Origin of the sequence: Lentzea sp. NPDC005914 (assembly GCF_040629405.1) — a bacterium.
GTDB lineage: Bacteria > Actinomycetota > Actinomycetes > Mycobacteriales > Pseudonocardiaceae > Lentzea.
The window spans coordinates 135,092-154,064 of record NZ_JBEXVQ010000007.1 but is presented as its reverse complement, the minus strand read 5'-3'; the positions used below and the strand labels follow the sequence as shown (position 1 = coordinate 154,064).

Annotated in this window: 18 protein-coding genes; 7 read left to right on the top strand and 11 right to left on the bottom strand. The window is 69.2% G+C overall.

The annotated features are described in order from the left end of the window. Positions 1 to 88: 88 nt before the first annotated feature. Both ABZ345_RS12215 and ABZ345_RS12210 read left to right on the top strand, forming a co-directional pair. Positions 89 to 1,039 carry an ATP-binding cassette domain-containing protein gene (locus ABZ345_RS12215; RefSeq protein ID WP_359846153.1) on the top strand — a complete coding sequence of 317 codons (951 nt, stop codon included), beginning with the start codon at positions 89 to 91 and terminating at the stop codon, positions 1,037 to 1,039. Next, positions 1,036 to 1,815 (top strand): ABC transporter permease, encoded by a 780-nt coding sequence (locus ABZ345_RS12210; protein ID WP_359846150.1) that lies wholly within the window; start codon positions 1,036 to 1,038, stop codon positions 1,813 to 1,815. Before ABZ345_RS12215 ends, ABZ345_RS12210 begins: the two co-directional genes overlap by 4 nt. On the opposite strand, the gene ABZ345_RS12205 is transcribed toward ABZ345_RS12210, so the two are convergent. After that, a complete protein-coding gene (locus tag ABZ345_RS12205) occupies positions 1,732 to 2,487 on the bottom strand; it encodes a hypothetical protein (protein WP_359846147.1) in 756 nt (251 codons plus the stop codon). The genes ABZ345_RS12210 and ABZ345_RS12205 overlap by 84 nt on opposite strands. Before the next feature lie 100 nt (positions 2,488 to 2,587). On the opposite strand from ABZ345_RS12205, the gene ABZ345_RS12200 reads away from it, so the two are divergent. Next, the gene (locus ABZ345_RS12200) at positions 2,588 to 4,108 is read left to right on the top strand and encodes a M28 family peptidase (protein ID WP_359846145.1); all 1,521 of its coding nucleotides are present in this window, start codon (positions 2,588 to 2,590) and stop codon (positions 4,106 to 4,108) included. Here the strand turns inward: ABZ345_RS12200 and ABZ345_RS12195 are convergent. Beyond that, entirely contained in the window at positions 4,105 to 5,538 is a 1,434-nt protein-coding gene (locus ABZ345_RS12195) for a carboxylesterase family protein (protein ID WP_359846142.1), read from the bottom strand. The two genes, ABZ345_RS12200 and ABZ345_RS12195, sit on opposite strands and share 4 nt — an antisense overlap. A gap of 8 nt (positions 5,539 to 5,546) precedes the next feature. Then, a complete protein-coding gene (locus ABZ345_RS12190; RefSeq protein ID WP_359846139.1) occupies positions 5,547 to 6,416 on the bottom strand; it encodes a bile acid:sodium symporter family protein in 870 nt (289 codons plus the stop codon). Positions 6,417 to 6,627: 211 nt separating this feature from the next. On the opposite strand from ABZ345_RS12190, the gene ABZ345_RS12185 reads away from it, so the two are divergent. Genes ABZ345_RS12185 through ABZ345_RS12175 form a run of 3 tightly spaced genes read left to right on the top strand, consistent with a single transcriptional unit; the run spans position 6,628 to position 9,345 of the window. Beyond that, a complete protein-coding gene (locus ABZ345_RS12185; RefSeq protein ID WP_359846136.1) occupies positions 6,628 to 7,758 on the top strand; it encodes an MFS transporter in 1,131 nt (376 codons plus the stop codon). Positions 7,759 to 7,762: 4 nt separating this feature from the next. Next, positions 7,763 to 8,461 carry an LLM class flavin-dependent oxidoreductase gene (locus ABZ345_RS12180; protein WP_359846133.1) on the top strand — a complete coding sequence of 233 codons (699 nt, stop codon included), beginning with the start codon at positions 7,763 to 7,765 and terminating at the stop codon, positions 8,459 to 8,461. After that, positions 8,401 to 9,345 carry a DUF1152 domain-containing protein gene (locus ABZ345_RS12175; RefSeq protein ID WP_359846131.1) on the top strand — a complete coding sequence of 315 codons (945 nt, stop codon included), beginning with the start codon at positions 8,401 to 8,403 and terminating at the stop codon, positions 9,343 to 9,345. The genes ABZ345_RS12180 and ABZ345_RS12175 overlap by 61 nt, the downstream gene beginning before the upstream one ends. Here the strand turns inward: ABZ345_RS12175 and ABZ345_RS12170 are convergent. Both ABZ345_RS12170 and ABZ345_RS12165 read right to left on the bottom strand, forming a co-directional pair. Further along, positions 9,339 to 10,373: an MFS transporter gene (locus tag ABZ345_RS12170; RefSeq protein ID WP_359846128.1), complete on the bottom strand. Its 1,035-nt coding sequence runs from the start codon at positions 10,371 to 10,373 to the stop codon at positions 9,339 to 9,341. The two genes, ABZ345_RS12175 and ABZ345_RS12170, sit on opposite strands and share 7 nt — an antisense overlap. A gap of 152 nt (positions 10,374 to 10,525) precedes the next feature. After that, positions 10,526 to 11,818: a cellulose binding domain-containing protein gene (locus tag ABZ345_RS12165; protein WP_359846637.1), complete on the bottom strand. Its 1,293-nt coding sequence runs from the start codon at positions 11,816 to 11,818 to the stop codon at positions 10,526 to 10,528. A 171-nt stretch (positions 11,819 to 11,989) separates the two neighbouring features. On the opposite strand from ABZ345_RS12165, the gene ABZ345_RS12160 reads away from it, so the two are divergent. Continuing rightward, complete coding sequence (locus tag ABZ345_RS12160; protein WP_359846125.1) at positions 11,990 to 12,757, top strand: methyltransferase domain-containing protein; 768 nt, start codon at positions 11,990 to 11,992, stop codon at positions 12,755 to 12,757. Here the strand turns inward: ABZ345_RS12160 and ABZ345_RS12155 are convergent. Genes ABZ345_RS12155 through ABZ345_RS12130 form a run of 6 tightly spaced genes read right to left on the bottom strand, consistent with a single transcriptional unit; the run spans position 12,754 to position 18,856 of the window. Beyond that, entirely contained in the window at positions 12,754 to 13,053 is a 300-nt protein-coding gene (locus ABZ345_RS12155) for a hypothetical protein (protein ID WP_359846123.1), read from the bottom strand. The genes ABZ345_RS12160 and ABZ345_RS12155 overlap by 4 nt on opposite strands. Beyond that, on the bottom strand, positions 13,050 to 14,309 hold the full coding sequence (locus ABZ345_RS12150) for a choice-of-anchor P family protein (RefSeq protein ID WP_359846120.1): 1,260 nt from the start codon (positions 14,307 to 14,309) through the stop codon (positions 13,050 to 13,052). The genes ABZ345_RS12155 and ABZ345_RS12150 overlap by 4 nt, the downstream gene beginning before the upstream one ends. Next, positions 14,306 to 14,959 carry an ABC transporter ATP-binding protein gene (locus ABZ345_RS12145; protein WP_359846117.1) on the bottom strand — a complete coding sequence of 218 codons (654 nt, stop codon included), beginning with the start codon at positions 14,957 to 14,959 and terminating at the stop codon, positions 14,306 to 14,308. Before ABZ345_RS12145 ends, ABZ345_RS12150 begins: the two co-directional genes overlap by 4 nt. Continuing rightward, positions 14,956 to 15,648, bottom strand: coding sequence for an ABC transporter ATP-binding protein (locus ABZ345_RS12140; protein WP_359846114.1), 693 nt, complete (start codon positions 15,646 to 15,648; stop codon positions 14,956 to 14,958). Before ABZ345_RS12140 ends, ABZ345_RS12145 begins: the two co-directional genes overlap by 4 nt. Next, positions 15,645 to 17,459: an ABC transporter permease gene (locus ABZ345_RS12135; protein WP_359846111.1), complete on the bottom strand. Its 1,815-nt coding sequence runs from the start codon at positions 17,457 to 17,459 to the stop codon at positions 15,645 to 15,647. Before ABZ345_RS12135 ends, ABZ345_RS12140 begins: the two co-directional genes overlap by 4 nt. Continuing rightward, positions 17,456 to 18,856 (bottom strand): ABC transporter substrate-binding protein, encoded by a 1,401-nt coding sequence (locus tag ABZ345_RS12130; protein ID WP_359846108.1) that lies wholly within the window; start codon positions 18,854 to 18,856, stop codon positions 17,456 to 17,458. Before ABZ345_RS12130 ends, ABZ345_RS12135 begins: the two co-directional genes overlap by 4 nt. Positions 18,857 to 18,973: the final 117 nt, after the last annotated feature.

Here is an 18,973-nt window from a genome sequence, read left to right as displayed (position 1 = left end):
TTCACAACCTGGTTGCTGTGAATCTTAGAACCGTGTACAACGTACACCTAGCTTACTTAGTACACAGTTAAGTCATGGGGGTGAAGTCGTGGGACACGCGGTGCTCGCGGAAGGCCTGCGCAAGAGGTTCGACAAGAAGGCGGCGCTCGACGGGTTCGACCTGGCCGTACCGGCGGGAACGGTGTGCGGGCTGCTCGGCCCCAACGGCGCGGGCAAGACGACGGCCGTGCGCATCCTGGCCACGCTGCTGCGCCTGGACGGCGGCCACGCGGAGGTGGCGGGCTTCGACGTGGCTCGGGAGGCGTCCCAGGTTCGCCGGCAGGTGGCGCTGAACGGCCAGCAGTCGACGGTGGACGACGTGCTGACCGGCAAGGAGAACCTGGTGATGTGGGGGCGGCTCTACCACCTCTCGAAGCGCCAGGCGTCAGTCAGGGCCGATGAGCTGCTGGAGCAGTTCGGGCTCACCGACGCGGCGGACAAGCGCGCCAAGCAGTACTCGGGCGGCATGCGGCGGCGCCTGGACCTGGCGTCGAGCTTCATCCAGCGGCCGTCGGTGCTGTTCCTGGACGAACCGACGACCGGCCTCGACCCGCGCAACCGCGGCGAGGTGTGGCGGGAGGTGAAGAGGGTCGTCGCCGAGGGGACGACGGTCCTGCTCACCACGCAGTACCTCGACGAGGCCGACCAGCTGGCGGACCAGATCGTCGTGCTGGACACCGGCCGGGTGGCCGCGCAGGGCACGCCGGATCAGCTCAAGTCCAAGCTCGGCGGCGACCGGATCGAGGTCGTGGTCCGCACCGCCGACGAGCTGCCGGTCGTCCGCGACGTGCTCGGGCGCGACGCCGAGGTCGACCCGGACGGGTTCCGGGTGAGCGCGGCGGTGACCGACCGGGTGGCCGCGTTGACCAGGGTGACGTCGGCACTGGCGGCGAAGGGTGTCGAAGCGGAGGACATCGCGTTGCGCAGGCCCACGCTCGACGAGGTCTTCCTCGCGATCACCGGGCACAAGGCCGTCGACACTTCGGGGGTGCGGGCATGAGGTACGCGGTGATCGACTCGTGGGTGGTCGCCAAGCGCGACCTGATCCACTGGCTGCGCGAGCCGGTCAGGGTGTTCGCGAACCTGGCCTACCCGGTCATCTCGGTGCTGATCTTCGGGCTGGTGTTCGGCAGCGCGATGAACGTCTTCGGCGGCGGTGAGTACATCGAGTTCCTGCTGCCGGGCATGTTCGGCCAGACCATCGCGTTCGGCGTCGGCACCACGCTCATGATGGTGTCGATGGACGCCGACCGCGGCGTGACGGACCGGTTCCGCGCCTCGCCGATGTCGCAAACCGGCGTGGTGGCCGGGCGCAGCATCGCCGACCTGGTCAACTCGTCGCTGGAGCTGCTGGTGCTGGCGTTGTGCGGGCTGGTGATCGGCTGGTCGTTCCACGACGGGCTGCTCAACGCGCTGCTGGCGTTCGCGCTGTTCCTGTGGCTGCGGTTCGCGCTCGTGTGGGTCGGCATCTACCTGGGGCTGCTGGTGAAGCCGGAGGCCGCGCAGGCGTCGTGGATGTTCCTGTTCCCGCTGACGATGTTCGCGAACACGTTCGTCTCGCCGGAGCTGATGCCGGGCTGGCTGCGCGCGGTGTCGGAGTGGAACCCGCTGTCGTCCACGGTGGCGGCGGCGCGGGAGCTGTTCGGCAACCCCGGTGTCGGCGGCGACTCGTGGGCCGCGCAGCACTCGTTGCTACTGGCTGTGCTGTGGCCTGCGGTGTTCGTGGCGGTCTTCTGGCCGCTGTCGGTGCTGAAGTACCGCAACCTCAGTCGTTAGCCCGTCAGTTTCGAGCACAGCGGTCCGGAGCTGGTCGGCGAGCCACCGAGCGAGCAGCCGTCGCCAGTTCCGGACCCGCTCCCGCAGCTCGGGCCGCAGCGTCCTGTCGTTCTCCCACTGCCGCCAGTCCCCGCTCGCGAGCCAGCCGATGCAGCCCGCGATCCGGTGTGTCCGGAGCAGGTTCAGGTCCGGTGTGGAGCCGTAGCCCGTCCAGAACGCCTGGGGCAGCGCGGTTCCGTGCAGGTAGAGGTGCTCCTCGAACGCCGCGAGCTCGTCGAGCGGGTTGCCCTGGCCGGGGTTGTCCCAGTCGATCAGCGTGGCTTTGCCGTCGCCGACGATGATGTTGTAAAGGTTGACGTCGTTGTGCAGCAGGCCGACCCGGTGGATCTTGCGGAACGCGTCGCCGAGGCTGCGCCAGACGTCTTCGGACACCGGCAGGGCATCCGCCAGCGTCCGCCCCTCGACGTACTCGACCAGCACGTCACCGCGTCCGTTGTGGGCGAGGACCTCCGGTGCGCCGGGCACCACGAACTTCGGCAGGTCGCGCGCCACCTTCGGTTGCCGCAGCACGGCTTTGCGCCCGTCGGCCAGCGTCACGAGGTGCAGGACGTTGGTGAGACCGTCGCCCTCCAGCGGCTCGACGCGGACGGCGGTCCGCAGCAACGGGAACAAACACCCACCTCCAGCAGAAAAGGTGTAACACAGGACACATCAGACAACGACTGACCACAGGGGATGCATTCGGCGGCGATGTACGCATGGAGGCATACCGATGACCCAACGCTCTCGGCGCAGACGTCTCGCGCTCCTCTCGACGATGGCGCTCGTACTGCCACTCGCCGTGACCGGCCAGGCACTCGCTGATCCCAACAACAACTCCCCTGCCAAACTCACCAAAGCCGTGACGCTCAACGGCGTCCTGCGGCACCTCGACGCGCTCCAGGCGATCTCGAACGCGAACGGCGACCGCGCGGCCGGACGTCCTGGATATCAGGCCTCGGTGAACTACGTGGTCTCGCGGCTGAACGCGGCAGGGTACTCACCCACCGTGCAGGCGTTCGACTTCACCTATCTCGAGGACAACTCCCGGCTCGACGTGATCGCCCCGATCGCGCTCTCGTACCGCAAGGACCTCGACTTCACCTACACCGACTTCGCGCCCAGGGCCCAGGGCGACGTCACCGGTTCGCTCCAGGCGGTCGACGTCGTGCTCTCGCCCGGCTCCCCCGCGAACACGAGCTCGAGCGGCTGCGAGGCGGCCGACTTCGCCGGGTTCGCGCCCGGCAACATCGCGCTGATCCAGCGCGGCACCTGCAACTTCACCGTGAAAGCGTTCAACGCCCAGGCGGCGGGGGCGTCAGCGGTGATCTTCTTCAACGAGGGTCAGCCCGGCCGCACCGGGATCGTGATCCCGATCGGTGACGCCACAGGGCTCACCATTCCCGTCGTGTCCGCGACCTTCGCCACCGGCGCACAACTCCTCACCCTCTCGCCCGCCACGGTCAGGGTGAAGGTGGACGTCCTCACCGACACCCGAACCGCGTGGAACGTGCTCGCCGAATCGCAGTACGGCAACGCGAACAACGTCGTGATGGCGGGCGCGCACCTCGACAGCGTCCAGAACGGACCGGGCATCAACGACAACGGCAGCGGCTCGGCGGCGTTGCTGGAGACCGCGATCCAGATGTCGAAGGTGAAGACCAACGCCAAGGTCCGCTTCGCCTGGTGGGGCGCAGAGGAGTCGGGCCTGCTCGGTTCCGACCACTACGTCACCACGCTGCCGCAGGCCGACCGGGACCGCATCGCGCTGTACCTGAACTTCGACATGGTCGGCTCGCCGAACTACTTCTTCGGCATCTACGACGGTGACGACTCGAGCGGCACCGCCCCGGTCCCGATCCCACCGGGGTCGGCGCAGATCGAGGACGTCTTCGAGAAGTTCTACGCCGGCCGGGGTCTGCCGTCCGAGGACACCGAGTTCTCCGGGCGTTCGGACTACGGCCCGTTCATCGCCGTCAACATCCCGGCGGGCGGCCTGTTCACCGGCGCGGAGGACGTGAAGACGGCCGAGCAGGCCGCACGGTACGGCGGAACCGCCGGCGTCGCGTTCGACGCGTGCTACCACCAGCCGTGCGACACCAGGGCGAACCTGAACCTGACCGCGCTGGACGTCAACGCCGACGCGATCGCCACCGCGGTGATCACGTTCGCCTTCGACACCTCGACGGTCAACGGCGTGCGCGCGCCCGGCAAGTCGCACGGACGCGCGCCGCAGCGAGGCGTGGTGTTCTAGCTCGACCAGAGGTCGCAGCGGGGGTTCACCGGTTCGACCTCCCGCGTCGCGAAGACCCGGACGTCCTGGCGCTCCCAGCCAGGGCGTCCGGTCCGCGCGAACCTCGTCCACACGTCGACCATCTCCCGTGACAGCTTCTGCTGCTTCGCGTCGAACTCGGCGTTGCCGTACCGCAGCAGGAACGGCAGCTCCGAGCCGTGGTAGGCGCCGTACTCGAACTCCGGCATGCCCGGGAAGATCATCGGCGGCTTCGGCTCAGCGAACTCGTAGCCGTAAGCGCTCGTTTGGGCTCGGAGCTCGTCGGTCGTGCAGGTCGAGGTCATCGCCGTGAGGACGGCCGAGAGCTGCTTTCGCTCGTCGCCACCCTTCGGCGGGTAGGCGTCCAGGACCTGCTTCGCCTTGGCCGCACCGAAGGTTTGTGCGAGGGCCTGGTCGTACCCGGTGGCGTCGAGCGGCGGGTAGTACATCGCCACGAACACCGTCAGCTCGTCACGCGTGGTGCCCGCGAGGATCGGGATCTGGTGGAAGCGACCCTCCCGCAGCGCCGTGATCGGGTTGTGCGGCAAGGCTTCCGTGTCGTACGCGGGCTTGGAGAACAGCGGCGTGAGCTTCTTGACCTCCTGGACGGACAGGCCGCGAAGGCAGCTCAGGTCGGTGCAGCCGTGCGGTGCCGTAGCACCGGCCTGCTCGACGTCCTCGCGCTTGGCCCACGGGTGGAGGACCTGGTTCTCGCCCGCCGGAATGCCGAGCTGGCACGGTCCACTCTGGATGATCGCCCGCTGGAAGAGGCCCTGCGTCTTCGGCGACGTCAGCTGCGCGCACGTCGACAGCCCGCCCGCCGAAGCCCCGAACAACGTGACGTTGCCGGGGTCTCCGCCGAACTGCCTGATGTTGCGCCGCACCCACTCGAGTGCTTTCTGCTGGTCCTTCAGCCCGAACGCACCCGAGCCCTCGAGCCCCGGGAACCCGAAGTACCCGAACGCGCCGAGCCGGTAGTTGATTGTCACGACGACGGAACCGTTGCGCACCAACTGGTCCACGCCGTAGTCCGACCCGGCGCCACTGGTGAAGCCACCGCCGTGAATCCAGACCATGACCGGCCGGTTCACCGCCTTGGCCGGCGTGGTGACGTTGAGGTACAGGCAGTCCTCGCTGTCGCTGGCGGGGCTGCCGAGCCCCTCGTCCTGCGCGCACCGCGGGCCGGGTTTGGTGGCCTCGAGGACTCCGTGCCAGGGCTGGACCGGCTGCGGGTCGCGCCAGCGGTTCGCTCCGGTCGGTGGCGCGGCGAAGGGGATGCCCTGGAAGGAGCGCTGGGCGTTGGTGATGCTTCCCGACACGAATCCCGTGTCTGTGCTGATGGTGGTTCCCGCGGCGTGGGCGGGAACTGCTGTTGCGGCAACGATGACGGCCGCGATGAAGGGTGAACGCATGTCACCGATCAACCTAGCCGCGTGCGCAACCTCTTTTGGTTGTGGGAAAGCAGCCGTGCCGCGACCGCCGCCGGCACGTACATCAGCACCCCGTACACCGCGGGCGCGATCGCCATCGTCTCGTCGTTCAGCACCGTCAACGCCAGCGTGATCGCGATGGTGGCGTTGTGGATCCCGATCTCCATGGCGCTGGCGACCGCCTGCCCCCGCTCCACACCGAACGCCTTCGGCACGTAGTACCCGACCAGCAGGCTCAGGATGCTGAGCAGGAGCGCGACCGGCCCGAGCGTCCCGATGTTGTCCAGCAGCTGCCGGTACGCCTGCGCGATCGCCGCGATGATCACCAGCACCAGCACGACCACCGACGCGATCCGCACCGGGTCGTTCATCCGCAGCGCCCAGGCCTGGTACCTGTTCCGCACCACCATGCCGATCGCCACCGGCACCAGCACGATCGCGAACACCTGCACGAACTTGGCAGGCTGCAACCCGACCGCCGCGTCGTCCGCCAGGAAGTGCGCCATGCTCAGCCCGACCACCACCGGCAACGTGAACACCGCGAGCACCGAGTTGATCGCCGTGAGCGTGATGTTGAGCGCCACGTCCCCGCCCGCGAGGTGGCTGAAGAGGTTCGCCGACGTCCCGCCGGGAGACGCCACGAGCAACATCATGCCGACCGCCAGCACCCCCTCGAGCCCGAACGCGAGCACCAGCCCGAGGCAGATCGCCGGCAGGACGACCACCTGGCAGACCAGGGCGATGACCGCGGCTTTGGGATATTTCGCGACCCTGGCGAAGTCCGCGACGGTGAGCGTGAGGCCGAGGCCGAACATGACCAGCGCGAGCGCCAGTGGCAGGAAGATCTGGACGACGAGCACGGGCGGCCTCCGCGTTTGTCCGGCTTGTGCAGTTTGATCTGATCGCCAGATCCTGGCGTTACGCCGCCTCCGATGGAATCGCCCAGGTGGAGGCACGCAGGAATTTTGGCGGGGACCTTTTCGGGTTCGGCCAGAAAGTGCTCAGTTGATGAACACTTTCAGTTCCCCGGTCTGAGGTGCGCAACGGCGTCTCCTGGCGCACCCTGTTGCGATGGCGCGCCTGCTGACCTCGCGCTTCGCCCTCCTCACCGCCGCTGACCTGGGCTACTTCACCGCGATGGGCATCGCGGTCTACACGCTGCCGCTTTACGTGACTGGCCCACTGCACAGCTCCAAAGCCGCCGCGGGCCTCGCGTTCGGCGCGTTCGCCATCTCCGCGCTCCTGCTCCGCCCGGCAGCAGGCCGCCTCACCGACCGCATCGGCCGCCGACCGCTCCTGCTCGGCGGCGCCTTGCTCGCCGCCGCCAGCCTCGCCCTGACCGCGCTCGCCACCGATCTGCCCGCGATCGTCGCCCTCAGGCTCCTGCTGGGCGTGGGCGAGGCCGCGTTCTTCGTGGCCGGGTTCGCCGCCCTGGTGGACATCGCCCCGCCGGACCGCCTCGGCGAAGCGCTCAGCCTCAACTCGCTCGGCCTCTACCTGGGCCTCGCCGCGGGCCCGCCGCTGGGCGAAGTCCTGACCCAGCAGTCGTTTCCCGCGGCCTGGCTCACCGCCGCCGGACTCTGCGCGACCGCCACCGCGGCGGCGGCGTTCCTCGGCGAGACCGGCACGCCCGCCAAGTCCACTGACACCAAGCTGATCCACCGCCCGGCCATCCCGCCGAGCATCGGCCTGTGCGCGGCGCTCGCGGCCACCGGTGGGTTCCTGGCGTTCTCCGCGTTGCGGGCCCAGCAGACCGGCTTCGAGAACACCAGTCTCCCGCTGTTCTTGTACGGCGCCACGGTCGTCGCGTGCCGGGCGGTGTTCGCGAAGGTCCCGGACCGCCTGCCGCCGTTGAAGCTCGGCGCCATCGCCCTCGCGGTCATCGCGACAGGACTGGTCCTCACCGCGACCCCGAACACCCTCATCGTGGGCAGCGTCGTGCTCGGCGCGGGCGTCACGTTCAGCACGCCGGCCTTCTTCGCGGCCATCTTCGCCACCGCCGAACCCCACCAGCGAGGCGCCGCGTCCGGTACCGCCAGCGCGTTCATCGACATCGGGCTCGGTGGCGGCCCGATCCTGCTCGGCCTCATCGCGAGCGCCGAGGACATCTCCATGGCACTGGCGACCGGCGGCGCGCTGGCCGCGGCGGGCTGCCTGTGGACGCTGTGGCTCGACCGAGCGGACGAAAGCCGAGCAGACTGAGAACGTGCAGATCGGCGTCTACACCGCGGGCGACCTCGAACCCCACGAGATCGTCGGCCTGGCGATAGCGGCCGACGAGGCCGGCTTCGACGTCTTCGCGGTGGGCGAGCACCACAACCCGCCCTACAACTCGTCCTGCCCTGCCACGCTCCTGGCCCACATCGCGGCCAGGACGACGCTGCGGCTCTCCACCGCCACCACGCTGATCACCACGAACGACCCGGCCAGGATCGCCGCCGAGTACGCCACCCTGCAGCTGCTGGCCCCGAACCGGCTCGACGTCGTGTTCGGCCGGGGGAACACGGCCAAGGTGTTCGGCTGGTTCGGCAAGGAGATCCAGTACGGCCTGCCGCTGACGATCGAACACTACGAGACACTGATCTCGTTGTGGCACAACAGACCCTACTTCTGGCACGCCTGCGCCCGCTCACCCGAGATCGCCGACCTCGCCGCGCGGCACGACGACGGCCTGTTCGTGTACGCCGGCCAGACCGAGCACGTCGGCAGGTACCGCGACCAGGCCGAGAACCCGAGGCTCGGCGTGCTCGCGGACGACCTCGACCAGGGGCTCGGCCTCGGTCCCGATCGGCTGCTCGTGAAAGTCAGCAGCCCGCGAGAGGTGGAAAAGCTACTGTCGGACACGTGTTCAGCCTTGCCCAGCCGCCGTTGTTCGCCAGACTCCACAGTGCACGGAACGTCCTGATCGCCGGAGCGGGCGGCGGGTTCGACGTGTTCGCCGGCCTCCCCCTCGGCGTCGCGCTGCGCGACCTGGGCAAGCGCGTCCACTACGCGAGCCTCAGCTTCAGCGACCTCGAACGCCTCGACCTCGACGCGTGGCTGGAACCCGGCCTCGCCGCGATCGAGCCGGAGACCAGCGGGGAGGACGCCTACTTCCCCGAACGCGAGCTCGCCCGGTTCCTCGGCGACACGGTCTACGCGTTCCCCAGAACAGGCGTCAAGCCCCTGAAAAGCGCCTACCGCTGGCTCATCGAGAAACACGACCTCGACGCCATCGTGCTCGTCGACGGCGGCACGGACATCCTGCTGCGCGGCGACGAACAGCACCTCGGCACGCCGACCGAGGACATGACGAGCCTGGCCGCGGTCGCCGCGCTCGACGTTCCCGTCAAAGTCGTCGTGAGCCTCGGGTTCGGCGTCGACGCGCACCACGGGGTGTGCCACGCGCACGTGCTGGAGAACCTGGCCGCTCTCGACAAGCAGGGCGCGTACCTCGGCGCGCTGTCGATCCCGTCGGACAGCCACGAGGCCCGCGCCTACACCACGGCGGTCCAGCAGGCGCAGGACGCGACGCCGTTGTCGCCGAGCATCGTCAACGGCCAGATCGCGGCCGCGTTGAAGGGCGAGTTCGGCGACGTCCAGTTCACCACCCGCACCGAAGGCAGCGAGCTGTTCGTGAACCCGTTGATGGGCGTGTACTTCAGCGTCGACCTGGACGCGCTGGCCCGCAGCGTCCACTACCTGCCGGCGCTCGGCGGCACGCGGACGGCGTTCGACGTGGCGCTCGCGATCGAGGACTACCGCGAGACCAACGACGAACGCCGCCCCAGGCGCGCTCTCCCTCACTGACGCCGGATCACCAGCGCCACCACCAGAATCAGCACTCCCACCGCGAAAGCCGCACCGAACACCCACAGGCCGTAGAGCGCGAACGCCACGAACTCCGACCCGATCGCCGCGACGGACGTCACCGTGGCACGAGCGTCGGACTCGATCCGGTGCTGCAGCTCGGTTTCCACCTGCACCAGCACGAACCGGTACAGCCCGTAGCACAGTGCCAACAGGACGATCGCCATCGGCACCGCCCACGCCGCGGCCACGATCAGCACCGCGCCTGACGCGAACAGAACCCAGCCGCGGAACGGCAACCGTCCGCCGAGCGACGCACCGGCCGCTCCCAGCAACGGCACACCGATCGTCGCGAGCGGCACCCACACCGTCGGCACGTGCCAGTCCTGGACCAGCAGCGTGAAGTACTCCTCGAAGGCGTCGATCGCGTACACCAGCGCCACCGCGAGCACAGCACGTTTGATCGGCACGGATGCCAGCAGACCGGCGCGCAAGGTCGCGAAGTAGCTCTCGTGTTCTTCCGACTCACGAGGAGGTTCCGGGAACCGCGACGCGATCACCGAAGACGCCAGGCACATCGCGACGGAGACCCAGCCGGCCAGTTCGTAGCCACCGAACGAGAACAACACCGTGGCCATGACGGCGACCGGAACCTGGGCGATCAGCTCGATGGTGTCGACCCGCGCGTTGAGCCGCCCGTACTGCTCCTCGTCGCCGTTGGCCGCCAGCCCGTCGTAGAGCAGGGCCTCGAACGCGCCGGACGTCAGCGTCCCACCGAGACCCCACAGCACGAAACCGGCCGCAAAGCCCCAGAACGAAGGGAACAACACCCACGACGTGTAACCGGCGGCCTGCAGCACACCGGCGGCGACCAGAGAACTTCGGCGCGAGAACCGGTCGGCTATCGCCCCGGACGGCACCTCGAACACGACCGCGGTCGCGGACCAGATCGCGAGCAGCACGGAGATGGAGGCGTCCGACAGCCCGCTGTCGGCGAAGAACAACGCGTACAGCGCGTAGATCGGCACGAGGTGCGAGCACCACGCGAACGCTGTCGCGGTCTTCGCTACATCAGTTGAAGATCAGAATCGTCGTCGTCGTCGCATGCGCCAAGAGTAAGCCGTCAGCGCCACCGATTAAATGGCGCTGACGGCTGGTGATCAAATGAGTTCAGAGCGTGTCAGAAACCAGCGGTGATGCGGGTGAACGCCAGCTCGGCCTGCCCGATGCCGGAGCAGTTCGACGCCACCTGACCGTCGCAGCCGCCGCGGTCGCGGTTCACCGACCAGAACGCGAGGCGCCCCAGCCCGTTCGACTTCGACCAGTCGCGGATGGCCGTCCAGTCGTCGACGCTCGTGAGCTCGCGCTGGTCCGACAGGCCGTTCATGCCGGAGATGCCGACGTGCTTGAACGCCTCGGCGTCGCTCCAGCCGAAGGTCGACCTGAGCTTGTTCTTCAGCCCCGTTGCCGCGCCGATGGTGTCGGTGCGGATGTTGGAGCTGCCGAAGTCGAACGGCATGATCGTGAAGATGTCGATGTTCGCGCCCAGCGCCTTGGACTGGTCGATCAGCCGCGCGCCGTAGAAGTTCGGGCCGGTGGTGCCGGTGCCGAACGTGACGATCGTCTGGATGCCGGGGTTGTTCTGCTTGACGATCTTCAGCGCGGTGATGATCCGGTCCTGGACCGTCGTGTTCTCGAACTCGTCGGAGTTCTCGATGTCGATGTCGATCGCCTTCAGCCCGTAAGCGTTGATCACCTGCTGGTACGCACCGGCCAGCGCCTCGGGCGTCGAGCAGTTCGGGCCCAGCTTGTTGCCGCTCCAGCCGCCGAACGACGGCACGATGTTGCCGCCGGCGCCGCGGATCGCGTTGATCGTCTGCTGGTCGGCGCCACCGGTGAGCGCGCGCTGGCCGTCCCACGCCGGCGAGCAGCCGCCGCTGGACAGGACGAACGCGAGCGTGAACCACTTGACGCCGGTCGAGCTCATGACCTGCGTCGCGCTCTGCGGGTTGCCCCAGCCCAGGTACAGGTAGGGCGCGCCGCGGCCGGTGCCGGGCAACGGCGGGGTGGACGTGGTGGTCGTCGTCGTGGTGGTCGTGGTCGTCGGCGGGGTGCCGCCGCCGTCGCACGAGCCGCCGTTGACCTTGCAGTTGGACGGGTTCGCGCCCGAGCCGCGCACGGTGAAGCCGAAGCTGGCCGTGCCGCCGACCCCGATGGTGCCGTTCCAGGTGTTCTTCACGGTGATGTTCTGACCGCTGGCCGTGTACGAGCCGTCCCAGAGGGACGCGATCGCCTGCCCGCTCGGCAGCGTGAACTCGACGGTCCACGACGTGAGCGCGGACGAGCCGCCGTTGGAGATCGTGTACTTGGCCTCGTACCCGGTGCCCCAGTCCGACGTCTTCGTGAACGCCGCCGTCACGCCCGTCGCGCCGCTCGCGGGAGCGGCTACGACGCCTCCGACCACGGTGGCCATCGCCAACCCGAGGGTCAGGATTTGCCAGCGAAACCTCTTCATGGTGCTCCTTCACGTGCAGGGGGGAACGTGATGACGAGCACGTTAACTGGTCTGGACCAATGGTTCAAGGGTGTGAACACCCCTAATCGGCGTGCGGCCGTGGGACCGCTCTCTTAGGGTCTGGCTTTGATGAACGCTCACGAAATCGCGCAGCTCATGGCCGCCTGGGTCCCGGATCCGGACATCCAGGTAGCGCAGACGACATACCGCTGCGCCTTGGGTCGCGAGTGGCGGATTCCTGACGGGGCCTCGGTTTTGGAGGTCGGCTGCGGGCAGGGCGACATGACCGCGGTGCTGGCGTCTCTCGTGGGTCCAAACGGGAGGGTCGTCGGTGTTGACGTGGCTTCGCCTTCCTACGGTTCGCCGGTCACCGTCGGCCAGTCCGCTGAGCATCTTCTCGCCGGACCGCTCGGCTCGCGCATCTCCATGCGGTACGAGACCGATGTGCTGAGCGACGACGTCGGTACCGGTTACGAACTCGTTGTGCTGGCACACTGCTCGTGGTACTTCGCGTCGGTGGATCTCCTCGCCCGCACGCTGTCGAAGCTCCGCTCGCTCGGTTCACGACTGTGCTTCGCCGAGTGGGACCCGGAACCCGCGCACCCGGACCAGATCCCGCACCTGCTGGCCGTGCTCGCGCAGGACCGCATGGGCGAGACCGACGGCAACGTCCGCGCTCCGCTCACCCGCGCGACCTTGCTCGCCGCGCTGGACCGGGCCGGATGGCAGGTCGAGCAGGTCGTCGACGTGGACACCAGCGGGCTGCAGGACGCGGACTGGGAGATCGCGTCCGCGGTGAAGGAGGCGCCGGACGGGCTGGCCAAGGACCTGCTGCGGCAGACCGCGCGCAAGAGCGGCAACGTACCGCTGCCGGCCTACGCCCTCACCGCGCGCTAAACGCGCTCCGCGTCGCGGTCCTCCAGCAGCTGCAGCAACGCGTACGTGGTCTGCCGCTGCTCCTCCAGCAGCTTGACCAGCCACGACCCGAAGTACAGGAAGCCGCCGACCCCGATCAGCCCCACGCCGAGCATCCCGCCCGACACCACGTAGGGGATCTGCTCCCACACGTACCCGGTGTGCGCGACGCCCCACCAGGCGAAGAGGATCGCCGCGATCCCCGCCGTCATCAGCATCGTGCCGATCAAGCCGAGTCCGCTCTGCATTCGCGCGCGGCGGCGGTCCTGGATGGTCATGAGTTCACCCGCAGGTCGGGGACACCGGTGGGGTGTCCTGAGGGACAGGGAGCGCCGCCCAGCAGGAACGTGCCGAACGACTTCATGCCGAACGCGCCCGCCGCGGCCACCCCGAGGCCGGCGAGGACCAGCAGTGCGGGCACGCCGGGGAAGTCGAGCAACGACCGGGATTTGGCGCGGGCCGAGGCCACGGGTGCGACGACGCGCGGAGGCGTGACGCCGGCTGCCGGCGGCGTACCGGGCAGAGGGGCCTGGCCACCGGCGGCGGGCGGCGGCGGTACGAGAGGTGCTTGCGGCACAGGAACATCGGGCGGGGTCAGGGGCGCGGTGGCGGAAGCGTTTGCGACGGCTTCGGTGTCGCCGACGATCACCACCATCTTGCGCAGCGGGTTCAGCAGCGGCACGAGCTCCTTGGGCAGCAACGGTGCCACGACGCCGTCCAGGATCCCGCCGAGGCCCAGCTTGGTGCGCAACGCGAGCACGTCGACGGTCAAGGTCAGGCCGCGGGAGCTGGAGGTCGCGCCCGTCCCCTCGGTCTTGGTGGCGGACGTCGGCCACGTCAGCGTGATCCCCAGTGGCTCCAACGCCTTCAGCAGGCCGTCCGGCGGCGCGGCGGGTGCCTTGACCGGGAACTTCTGGCCCAGCACGGTGAACTCGGCGACCGAGAACGTGCTCGTGCCGCTCCCCTTGCCGCCATCGCTGACGGCGACGGACTCGAAGCGCACGCCGGACATCACGACCAGTCCGGCGAGCAGCGTGATCGTTTGCGCGGACGTCACCGCCGTGGACCGCGCCTCGGTCGCCGACACCACGCTGGTGCTCGTCGACGCGAGACCGTCGGTCGTCAGCAGGAACGGCACCTCCTGCTTGGCACCCGCGTACGACTCGGCTTTCGAGGCCCCCGCGGTGGCGTGCATGCCCGGCTTCGACTCGTCCGCCGGGCCACCGGGATGCGCCGCGTTGGCCTGCACCGGATACGCGAACCCGAGCAGCTGCGGCAGCCCGGTGCCGACGGCCGCGCCCGGCCACACCGAGCTCGCCACGGAACGGCCGATCGGGCCGGAACCCAGCTCGGTCTGGGTGTAGGAGAGGTGCACCTCGCCCTGCGGTTCCGCGGGCACCGGGATCAGGTCGGTGTGCAGCAGCACGGAGACGGGCGCGGCGTGCGCGGACAGCGTGAACCCGCCGATCTCGGACGCCGCCCTGGCCGGCGCCGGGGACAGCAGGAGAAGCAGCAGGACGAGTGCGTACCTCATGACGTCCCTCCGAAGTAGACGGAAGCCAGGTCGTCCCCGGCGGCGATCTCGCCGTGCGCCATCACGACCACCTGATCGGCCACGGACGAGGCGGTCTCGGCGAACTGCTCGACGATCAGCATCGTGACGCCGCTCTCCGCCAGCTCGCGGACGACCTCGTACAGCTCAGCCACGATCACCGGCGCGAGGCCCATCGACAGCTCGTCGACCACCAGCACGGCCGGGTCGGTCAGCAACGCGCGGGAGAACGCGAGCATCTGCTGCTCACCGCCGGACATCGAGCCCGCGAGCTGCTTGTGCCGCACGCGAAGCTTCGGGAACCTCGAGTAGACGACCTCGGGATCGCCGCGCATCAGGCGCAGGTTCTCGGCGACGGTGAGGTTCGGGAAGATCGCGCGGCCTTCCGGGATCGTGCACAGGCCCGCCCGCGCCAGCTCGTCGGGAGCGGCGTCGTTGACGTGCACCCCACCCAGGTGAACATGTCCACTGGTCGCCCTCAACTGTCCACTCAGGACCTTCACCAGCGTCGACTTGCCCGCGCCGTTCGGGCCGAGCAACGCCGTGACCGTCCCGCGCGGGACCGAAAGCGACACCCCGCGCAACACTTCGATCCGCCCGTACCCGGCGTGGACGTCCGTCAGGTCGATCATCCGAGATACGCCTCCCGGACACCTTCGTGCGAACGGATCTCGGACGGTGTACCGGAGGTCAGCAGCTGTCCCAGGTTCAGCACGTGCACGACGTCGCAGTACCCCATCACGAGGTCCATGTCGTGCTCGACGAGAACGACAGCGCGCCCCTCCCCCACCAGTTCCTGCAGCAGCGCGCCGAACGCGTCGGTCTCGGCGCGGTCCAGCCCCGACGACGGCTCGTCCAGCAACAGCAACGAGGGCTCGGTGGCCAAGGCCCGCGCCAGTTCCAGCAGCCGGGCGGCACCGGTCGGCACGGTGTCGGCCTGGTTCGAGGCGAACTCCGCGATCCCGACCCGTTCCAGCAGCCCGGTGGCCAGCCGAGCAGGCCGGCGGCGGCTTTCCAGCGCCACCACGACGTTCTCCCACACGGTCAGCGACCCGAACACCTCGAGTCGCTGAAAGGTCCGCGCCACGCCCGCCCTGGACCGCTGGTGCGGGCTCCAGGCGGTGATGTCCCGGTCGTCCAGCAGCACCCGGCCGCCGGACGGCTTGCGCAGCCCGCTGATCACGTCGAACAACGTGGTCTTGCCCGCGCCGTTGGGCCCGATCAGCCCGGTGACGCCGACCTCCACCGACAGCGTCACGTCGTTGACCGCGGTCACCTCGCCGAAGCGGACCGTCACGCCCTGCACCCGCAACGTGCTCATGCGCGCCGCCAGGACCAGGCCCGGAAGAACCAGCTCACCAGGCCGTTGGGATCACGCGCCAGCCCGGCCGCCGCGACCCCGAGCAGCACGACCGCCGCCCCCGCGAACGCCGGGAACCCGCTCTGCAGCACCGGAAGCAGCATCAGCAGCAGCCCGCCCAGCGCGGCCCCGGACACCGACGTGACGCCCGCGATCACCGCGAACAGCAGCAGCGGCAGGTTGTTGAACAGCTGGAAGTCGCTCGCCGCGACGGTTTCCCGCAACTGCGCGAACAACCCTCCCGCCAGGCCCGCGATCGCCGCCGACAGCGAGAACACCCAGACCCGGACCCACCGCACGTTCATGCCGAGCGTCGCGCATGCCGCCGAACTGTCCTTGACCGCGATCATCCGGCGCCCGAGCCGTCCGCGCCGCACAGCCAGCACGCCCACTCCGACCAGCACGAACACCACTGCTGCCAGCAAGAGCTGCGCGAAAGCCGACTCGAACAGGCGCGGCACCTGCAAGCTCCCCCGCACCCCGAACGCGACCGGCGACTGCAGCACGAGCTTGTCCATCAGCTGCGCGAACCCGAGCGTCGCCAGCGCGAGGTACAGCCCGCTCACCCGCAACGCCGTCAACGCGATCACCGCGCCGATCGCGGCCGCGACCACCGCGCCGACGACCAGCGTCCACGGGGATCCGCCGAGCCGCGCCACCGTCACCGCGCCCACACCGACGAACGTGAACTGCCCGAGCGACACCACCCCGCCGTACCCGGTGAGCAGCACCATCGACAGCAGTACGATCCCGAACACCAGCCCCAGCGCGAGCTGCCCGGCGACCACCGAGTCCACCAGCAACGCCAGCACCACGACCACACCTAAGAACAGCGCCGCGCCCACACCGGTCGTCAGCGCGTTCGGCACCGTCACCCCGCGCGACCCCCGCACCCCACCGATCCGCAACGGCGACTGCGGCATCGCGAGCAGCACGACGAACAGCAGCAGAGCCGGAATCGCGGCCCTGAAGGCGATCCAGAACGGCGAGGACGGCAGGTAGGCCACCGCGTAGGACTGCACCAGGCCGAGCCCCAGCGCGCCCGCGAACGTCAGCGGCAGACTGCGCAACCGCCCGACCAGAGCCGCGGTGTAGGCCGTGATCACGAGCAACGTCATCGTCACGTAGTCGAGCTGCACCACCGGAGTCAGCAGAATGCCGCCCAGCGCGGCCAGCGAGGACCCGATCGCCCAGCTCAACGCCGACAACCGGTTCGGCCGCGTGCCGTACAGCGCGGCCAGCTCGGAGGCGTCCACGCAGGCCCGCATCGCAAGGCCCGTCCGAGTCCGGTTCAGCAGGACGTACAGCCCGCCCGCGACCAGCACCGCGCACGCCAGCGTCACCAGGTCGTGCCCGCTGACGAACGACTGTCCGATGTGGAGGCCGAGCTGGTCGAGGAACGGCCGCACCGGACGAGCCTGCGGCGGCCAGATCACCTGGGCCGCGCCGATCAACCCGACCAGCACGCCGACACCGGCCACCAGGGTGATCCCGACCGGTGCGCCGGCGAGCCGGCGCATCACGAACCGTTCGATCAGCAGCCCGAACAGCGGCGCGCCGACACCGACCACGAGCAGCAAGGCCAGCCACTGGGGCAGGCCGCGGTTCTCCGCCAGCTCCCAGTAGAGGAACGCCATCACCATGCCGATCGCGCCGTGACCGACGTTGAACACCTTGGAGGTGCTGTAGGTCAGCACGAGGCCGCCCGCGACGACGGCATATGCGCCGCCGGTGACCAGGCCGAAGATCGTGTACGCGAGGAGCGCCGTCATCCGCCCACCCCCGTGTCGATCAACGTCCCGCACGAGTACCCCGATGCCGGCGCCAGCCGCGACCAAGCCCCGCCCTTCAACTTCACCAGCGACATGCAGGCCGAAGTCCGCTTTCCCCCGACGTCCTGCGGCGCGACCATCCCCTCGGCCGTGAAGTCGTGCACCCCGCGAACCGCGTCGAGCATCGCCTTGCGGGTCAACTGCGGGCCCACCTTCGCCGCCGTGGTCACGAACAACCGCGCCGCCGCCCACGCGAACATCCCGAAGTACGAAGGTGCCGCGCCGGGAGCCACCCGCCCGAGCCACTGCTTGTACAGCGCGACCTGAGCGTTGTTCTCCTCGAACAGCGCGCCGTTCGTGTAGACCACGGTGCCGTCGACGGCCGCGCCGCCCTGCCGGATGTACTGCGGGTCGTACGCGGTCGGGTCCGTGATGAACGCGTCCGGCGTGTACCCCTGCTGCCGCATCGCCTGCTGCAGCCGGACCGCGTACTGCGCCGACCCGATCCAGTAGACGATCTTGGTGCCCGTCTCCTTGAGCTTCGCCACGTAAGGCGCGTAGTTGACGTCCGTGATGTCGATGGCCTGCGAGTAGACGAACTTGATCCCGCGCGCCTCGGCCGCCTTCTGCATGCTCTTGGCGTTCTGCGCGCTCGCGTCGGCGTTGAGGTAGAGGTACGCCGCGGCGCCGATGCCGCCGGGGAAGCTCGACTTCACCAGGTCCGGCCCGGCCGACGACACCAGGTTCACCTGGTTCGACGCGACGCCGAAGCTCACCGGCGTGCGCTGCCGTTGCGCGGTGACCGTCGAGGCGCGCAGGTCCGGGATCCCGCACGCGGTGGCGGCCGGCCCACCGCCCTGGTCGAACGCCGACATCGAGCCGACCATCGCGAACGCCTGCTCGCACGCCTGCGAGGTGGCCTGCTGGTCACCGCCGCTGTCGGTGCGCGAGTCGAAGGAGACGAGCTTCAGCTTGCGCCCGCACACCGAGCCCTGGGTGGCGTTGAAGTACTCGACGAACGCCTTGGTCCCCTGCTGCGCCGCCTGGAAGATGCCCGGCACCGGCCCGCTGATGTCCGAGATGTTGGCGATGGTGATCTCGCCTGCGGTGACGCCCTTGTCGGTCGCGCCACCGGTGCCCTGGCAGCCGCCCGCGATGCTGCCGGGCGGGTTCGGCTGCTGGTTCGGTTGCTGGGGGTTGGCGGCGCCGGTCTGACCCGCGGTGCCGTCGCTGCCGGCCACCGCGCCGTCCTCGACCGGCGCCGTGCCGTCCTGAGTCCCCGACCCGCCGCCCTGGGGCACGACGAGTCCCGCACGTTGCTCGGCGGTGAGCCTGCTTCCGCACCCCGCGATCAACGCGCAGACCACCAACGCGATCAGCGCAGCCCTGCGATGCATGCGGACAGACGCTAGGGCTCTGCATCAATCCAGTCCGGGCCCGCGACCTGCGATTTCACCCAGGTGGCCGACACGATTTCTAGAACGCGTTCTATCTGCAAAGAACCTACGAAGAAA

Excerpts from the sequence above, each read along its gene's own strand:
- ABZ345_RS12210 (WP_359846150.1), top strand. The coding sequence starts at position 1,036 with ATGAGGTACGCGGTGATCGACTCGTGGGTGGTCGCCAAGCGCGACCTG.
- ABZ345_RS12185 (WP_359846136.1), top strand. The coding sequence starts at position 6,628 with ATGGCGCGCCTGCTGACCTCGCGCTTCGCCCTCCTCACCGCCGCTGAC.
- ABZ345_RS12145 (WP_359846117.1), bottom strand. The coding sequence starts at position 14,959 with ATGATCGACCTGACGGACGTCCACGCCGGGTACGGGCGGATCGAAGTG.
- ABZ345_RS12195 (WP_359846142.1), bottom strand. The coding sequence starts at position 5,538 with ATGCGTTCACCCTTCATCGCGGCCGTCATCGTTGCCGCAACAGCAGTT.
- ABZ345_RS12155 (WP_359846123.1), bottom strand. The coding sequence starts at position 13,053 with ATGACCATCCAGGACCGCCGCCGCGCGCGAATGCAGAGCGGACTCGGC.
- ABZ345_RS12140 (WP_359846114.1), bottom strand. The coding sequence starts at position 15,648 with ATGAGCACGTTGCGGGTGCAGGGCGTGACGGTCCGCTTCGGCGAGGTG.
- ABZ345_RS12160 (WP_359846125.1), top strand. The coding sequence starts at position 11,990 with ATGAACGCTCACGAAATCGCGCAGCTCATGGCCGCCTGGGTCCCGGAT.
- ABZ345_RS12130 (WP_359846108.1), bottom strand. The coding sequence starts at position 18,856 with ATGCATCGCAGGGCTGCGCTGATCGCGTTGGTGGTCTGCGCGTTGATC.
- ABZ345_RS12200 (WP_359846145.1), top strand. The coding sequence starts at position 2,588 with ATGACCCAACGCTCTCGGCGCAGACGTCTCGCGCTCCTCTCGACGATG.
- ABZ345_RS12135 (WP_359846111.1), bottom strand. The coding sequence starts at position 17,459 with ATGACGGCGCTCCTCGCGTACACGATCTTCGGCCTGGTCACCGGCGGC.
- ABZ345_RS12165 (WP_359846637.1), bottom strand. The coding sequence starts at position 11,818 with ATGGCCACCGTGGTCGGAGGCGTCGTAGCCGCTCCCGCGAGCGGCGCG.
- ABZ345_RS12150 (WP_359846120.1), bottom strand. The coding sequence starts at position 14,309 with ATGAGGTACGCACTCGTCCTGCTGCTTCTCCTGCTGTCCCCGGCGCCG.